This is a genomic window from Bowmanella sp. JS7-9, from assembly GCF_004329715.1.
Lineage (GTDB): Bacteria > Pseudomonadota > Gammaproteobacteria > Enterobacterales > Alteromonadaceae > Pseudobowmanella > Pseudobowmanella zhangzhouensis.
The window spans coordinates 1-6,004 of sequence record NZ_JXSY01000014.1 but is presented as its reverse complement, the minus strand read 5'-3'; the positions used below and the strand labels follow the sequence as shown (position 1 = coordinate 6,004).

Genomic DNA, 6,004 nt, shown 5'->3' with positions numbered 1-6,004 from the left:
GCTTCTGAAGGGACATAAAGAGTCCGCGCTCCGCGCGATTCTTTTGGCGGCGAAGCCGCATTAGTTGCGACTCAATTTGCCCGATATAAAACGGATTTCGCCGAATGGCCTGACAGGATGTCAGGCCAAGGCGCATAGCCTTACATGGATGTTGCCTTGCGCCGGTTCGATAAGCGGAATCTGTTTTATGAGGGATCAGCAAATTACCGGAGCGAAAGACCTTTTCCCTCCTTTTGGGTCTGTCCAAAAGGAGGTCGCCCCTATCGGGACGGGGCGAAAAACGACATGGAGGTCATTCTCTAAAGTTGATTTGAATTCCCTGATGGTGCTGTCGCCACCGCAACTAATTCACGCGAGAGTGATCAGTTTTTTCATAAATCTTTTGGGTTTGTGACGACGTATTTTGTATTTGCAGAGTAGCTTGAACAAGTTCATCAAAGTTTGCCATCGACATTCCTTTTAATGCCAAATAGGCTTGTTGGGTGAATACTTTGTTTCCGTTACCTTCACCTCGAATACTTACTTCATCTGCACTTCGTTTGACAATAAAAACAAAGGGCATTGACGGGTTGTCTTTCATAGTAACAAAGACCAAAGATTTGCTATCGCTACATGAGGTGACTTGCCAGTTTCCTTGTGCAATTTCAATCACCACAGGGCCAGTATGACAAGTTAGGGGTTCAGCATGCACTAAATTGCTAAAGCCATAAGCAAATAGTCCAATAAAAGTTAATATTTTCATTCGGTTACCTATCTTTTGCATTCAAAGGCAAAGAAATCAGACACTACATTACTCCACTTCAAATACCATCACACTACGCAGTGGTTTGCTGCCTACCTGATAACCTGCGGTATATGCTACCTGATAAGCCTGCCGCCACTGCGGCTCGCTGAGCATGGCGATGTCGTTATCACTTAAGTCACTGGCAAAACTGTACTGGCACTGATTATCGTCGCACTGTTTGCTAAGCACTGGGGTGGCGAGAATATCGGTAATGCTGTGGGATTGTGCTGGCTGTGGTTGGTAGGCTACCACCAGTTCAAAGCGGGAATCATTGTTTTGCGGCTTGATATAACCGTGTTGTTCACCCTGGTGATCCAACAGATGCTGCATTTTATCCAGGTAATTTGCGTCGATTCCGGCAGCACCCGCCAGGCACAACAGGTAAAAAGGAATGAGTTTCATGGTTAGTCCGTTAACACAATGACATCACCAATCTACCTCAAATTGCTTAAAAATCAATCATTCACATTCTGTTACGGGCTTTATTTGCAGTAAGTCATTGTGGCCTTTAAGGTAAGAGCCGATGCAAAAGGAACCGCTATGCGCCTGTTATTACTCACACTAACCCTAACACTTAGCCTGACAACATTAGCTGCGGAGCCTGCCGCCGCAGCTGACGCGTTTGACCCGCAAAAGTTACAAATTCTGCGCACTTACCTGCAAGAGCATGGCAGCTCATCCATGCTGATTGTGCATAAGGGTGAGGTGGCGTTCAGTTACGGGGATGTGCATAAGCCCCACCTGATCCACTCTGTTCGCAAGGCGTTGCTGAATAGTTTGTATGGAATGTACGTAGCGAAAGGGGTGATTGATTTAGATAAAACCCTGGCAGAGCTCAATATTGATGATGTGCATGGCCTGAGTGAAACAGAAAAATCCGCCACGTTGCGTCAGTTATTGCAATCACGTTCAGGGGTTTACCACCCGGCTACTGCCGAGAGTGCGTGGATGAAGCAACAAAAACCCCCACGTGGCAGCCACAAACCAGGAGAGTTTCACTATTACAATAATTGGGACTTTAATGCTGCCGGGGCCATATTTACCCGCCTAACCGGCAAAGGTGTGCTGGAAGCCTTTTTCAGTGAGATTGCCGAGCCCATCGGCATGCAGGATCTCTCTGGCAAACTCAGTCGTACTCAGGTCGGCGTCAATGATGATGAGATTCCCCAGGTCGATGGCTTTTATCAGTTTGAGCCAGCAAAATCACAGTTTCCTGCTTATCACATGCGCTTATCGGCTGCAGACTTAGCCCGTTATGGTCAACTCTATCTGCAAAACGGCCAGTGGAATGGGCAACAATTGGTGCCGGCGGAATGGATCCGTCAGTCGACTCAGATGATCTCCGAAACCAACCCACGCTTTAACCTGGGCTATGGGATGTTGTGGGCGGTCGTTCAAGCGCGCGAAGCCGGCAAACGCAATAGCTTCTACCACACAGGCGTCGGCGTGCATTTTTTGGCCGTTTATCCCGAGGATGACATGGTGGTGGTGCACCGGGTCAACACTGAACAGGACTATTCTTTTACCCCGAATGATTTATACCCGATCATTGGGATGGTGTTTGCCGCGAAAAATTAACGGCTGACATAAAAACGACTCTAAACAGTCAAAAATGCTTCACTATTTGTACATTTAACGGTCAATCAATTGTCATTTTGCTTCTTTAGTTTGGCGTGCCTAAGAGCGTGAGCTCTTTTACATGGACACCACAAACAGGAATCACTATGAAAACTAAGCTTTCCAAAGTCAGCGCCATGCTGGCGCTGTTGCTTTGTGATGTGGCCCAGGCGGATGTATTGCCAGCCTATCAATCCAGCAGCCAATGGTACGTGGACGCACAGACCAAACTTACCGAGAAACTGCACACCAATAATCAATTCAAAGCCAAAAACGTTATTTTGTTCGTCGGTGACGGTATGGGAATTTCTACCCTGACGGCCGCGCGTATTCTCGAAGGGCAAATGGCTGGTGAGCCGGGCGAAGAGCATTACCTCAGCTTCGAGCAATTCCCGCACACGGCGCTTATCAAAACCTACAACGTCGATGCGCAAACACCGGACTCAGCTGGCACCATGACCGCCATGATGTCAGGTTTGAAAACGGATGCCGGCGTGATTGGTGTGCGTGAAGAAGTGGTACGCGGCAATTGCGCCAGTGTTGCTGGCAATGAAGTAGTGACCGCGCTGGAACTGGCGGAAATCAAAGGTTTAGCAACCGGTGTGGTGTCCACCGCACGGATTACTCATGCGACGCCAGCGGCGACTTACGCAAAGTCGGCTGATCGCGACTGGGAAGACAATTCTGATATGCCGGAAGGACAGACTGAGTGTATGGACATCGCCGACCAGCTAGTGCATTTCGAGCACAATCTGGAAGCGCGCTATACCGGCGTTGATGTGGATGGCATCGATGTTGTGATGGGTGGTGGCCGTCGTCATTTCCTGCCAAAAGACGCCGCGTTTAACTCAGCAGATGCAGTTAGCAGTGTTGAAGGCGACCGTACTGATGGGCGCGATTTAACCGCCGAGTGGCTGGAGATGTACCCACAGGGTAAATATGTCATGGATCAAACCGGTTTTGATGCCATTGACCCGGCCACCGATCACAAAGTGTTTGGCTTGTTTAACGAGTCACACATGCAGTACGAGCAGGATCGTGCCAATGATATCGCCGGCGAACCGGCGTTGTCCGAGATGACTGAAAAAGCCATTGATGTGCTGAGCAATAACCCGAAAGGTTACTTCCTGATGGTCGAGTCTGGCCGTATCGACCACGGCCACCATGCGGGCAGCGCATACAGCGCGCTAACCGATGCGATTGAATTTGCCCAAGCGGTAAAAGTCGCGATGGAAAACACCAACCCGGAAGACACATTAATTCTGGTTACGGCCGATCATGGTCACGTATTTACCATCGCGGGCTATCCTAAACGGGGTAATCCGATTCTTGGCAAAGTCGTCAATGTCGGCGCGACTGAGCCTGCTACCGCCGATGATGGCCTGCCATACACCACGCTCGGGTACACCAACGGTATGGGTTTCCAGGATCTAGGCAGCGAAACCGATGCAGATGAAGTCTATAACCAGACCAGTGCTGCCGGTCGCAACGATTTAACCAATGTAGATACCGAAAGCGCCGGTTTCCATCAGGAAGCATTGGTTCCGCTGAGTTCTGAAACCCATTCCGGTGAAGATATTTCACTGCATGCCCGTGGCCCGGGCGCACAGTTAGTCCAGGGCGTAATGGAACAAAGCATGGTGTTTCATGTGATTAATCAGGCACTTGGCCTGGTCAACGAGTAAGGATACAGCGCAATGACTCTATTTAAATATTCTTTGATTGCCGCTGCAGTGTTAGGTCTGTCAGCCTGTTCACTGGAAGGTGACGACGGTAAAGACGGTACTGATGGCAGCAATGGATCAGATGGTGTGAATTCACTGGTTATGCAAACCGCATTGGTTGTCGGTAACGGCCAGTGTCCTAATGGCGGTGTACAAATCGACTCTGGTTTGGATGATAACCGTGATGGCGTGCTGGACAGTGGCGAAATCGATGCAACCGAGTATGTATGTTCACCGGGCAATACCAGTGTGAACAACGCCGAATTGCTGAGTTCATTGAACAACAGCTGGTTTGTGGCCGGGCAACAGGAAATTGCCAGTAACAAGCAAACCTGGCTGGATGCCACTGCGGTAGCGGCAGGTAAAAATGCCACTAGCAAAGGCCCGGGGCAGGGTAAAGCGAAAAACATCATTCTGTTTGTGGGTGACGGTATGGGTATTTCCACCGTGACCGCAGCCCGTATTCTGGAAGGTCAGATGCAGGGTAAAATGGGTGAAGAGCACCAGTTAAGCTTTGATAAATTCCCGTTTGCCGGCTTGTCTAAAACCTATAACGTCGATGCGCAAACCCCGGATTCTGCCGGCACCATGACCGCGATGATGTCAGGGGTAAAAACTGACGTTGGCGTGATTGGTGTGAATGAAAACATCAGCCGTGGGGATTGCAGCACAGTGGCAGGTAATGAACTGGTCACCGCGCTGGAGCTGGCCGAGATTGCCGGTAAATCTACCGGGATTGTATCGACGGCACGTATTACCCACGCGACTCCGGCAGCGACCTATGCCAAATCGGCCGATCGCAACTGGGAAGACGTGTCAGATATGCCACAGGCTGCGATTGATGCTGGCTGTAAAGACATTGCCTGGCAGCTGATTAATTTCGAAAGCCAGCTGGAAGCCCGCTATAGCGGCCTGGATGTGGACGGTATTGAGGTGGTATTCGGCGGCGGTCGTCGTCACTTCCTGCCCAAGGATGCAGCATATAACACCCCGGATGCAGTCAGTTCAGTCGAAGGCGACCGCACTGATGGCGTGGATTTAACGGCGAACTGGCAATTGCAGTATCCCGGTGGCGAGTATGTGTGGGATCAAACCAGCTTCGATGCTATCGATGCCACTACCACCGAGCGCGTACTGGGTTTATTCAATGAGTCGCATATGCAATATGCTGCCGATCGAGCCAACGATATCGCCGGAGAGCCATCGTTGACCGAACTGACCACCAAAGCCATCGATATTCTGGATAATAATCAGCAAGGGTATTTCCTGATGGTGGAAGCCGGCCGTATCGACCACGCCCACCACGCTGGTAATGCTTATGGTGCGCTGAATGACACCATGGAGTTCGCTAAAGCCGTGCAGGCTGCGGTAGACATGACCAGTGACGAAGATACGCTGATCATCGTTACCGCTGACCATGGTCACGTGTTTACGATTGCCGGTTATCCCAAGCGTGGCAACCCGATTCTGGGCAAAGTGGTCAATATTGGCGCCAGTGAGCCAGCGATGGCGGCCGATGGCATGCCATATACCACACTGGGTTACACCAATGGTTTGGGCTATCGCGATTTAGCCGATGTGACTGACTCGGATGCCTCGTACGCTGCCGCGGCCGATGCCGGTCGTAAAGATTTGGCTGAGGTAGATACCACCACTCCGGGTTACCACCAGGAAGCCTTGATCCCACTGGCTGACTCTGAGACTCACTCGGGCGAGGACGTGGGTATCTATGTGCGCGGTCCGGGCGCGTGGCTGGTAAACGGCACGAACGAACAGAGCATGATTTTTCATCTGATGAATTATGCCGGTGAGTTAACCGAAAAAGCCGACGCAGCGTTACCTGCAGCGAAGTAACTGACATGGCGGGTGCCTGCACCCG

The 6,004-nt window shown here is 50.7% G+C and carries 5 protein-coding genes; 3 read left to right on the top strand and 2 right to left on the bottom strand.

The window, feature by feature from the left end:
• Positions 1–343: 343 nt before the first annotated feature.
• Together TK45_RS08255 and TK45_RS08250 are read right to left on the bottom strand one after the other, a co-directional pair.
• Positions 344–742, bottom strand: coding sequence for a hypothetical protein (locus TK45_RS08255; protein WP_131258179.1), 399 nt, complete (start codon positions 740–742; stop codon positions 344–346).
• Between the two features lie 48 nt (positions 743–790).
• Positions 791–1,186, bottom strand: coding sequence for a hypothetical protein (locus TK45_RS08250; RefSeq protein WP_131258178.1), 396 nt, complete (start codon positions 1,184–1,186; stop codon positions 791–793).
• A gap of 138 nt (positions 1,187–1,324) precedes the next feature.
• Between TK45_RS08250 and TK45_RS08245 the strand changes: the two genes are divergently transcribed.
• The 3 genes from TK45_RS08245 (at position 1,325) to TK45_RS08235 (ending at position 5,979) form a co-directional block, all read left to right on the top strand.
• Positions 1,325–2,362 (top strand): serine hydrolase, encoded by a 1,038-nt coding sequence (locus TK45_RS08245; RefSeq protein ID WP_131258177.1) that lies wholly within the window; start codon positions 1,325–1,327, stop codon positions 2,360–2,362.
• 146 nt (positions 2,363–2,508) lie between these two features.
• Entirely contained in the window at positions 2,509–4,086 is a 1,578-nt protein-coding gene (locus TK45_RS08240; RefSeq protein WP_131258176.1) for an alkaline phosphatase, read from the top strand.
• A gap of 12 nt (positions 4,087–4,098) precedes the next feature.
• On the top strand, positions 4,099–5,979 hold the full coding sequence (locus tag TK45_RS08235; RefSeq protein ID WP_131258175.1) for an alkaline phosphatase: 1,881 nt from the start codon (positions 4,099–4,101) through the stop codon (positions 5,977–5,979).
• Positions 5,980–6,004: the final 25 nt, after the last annotated feature.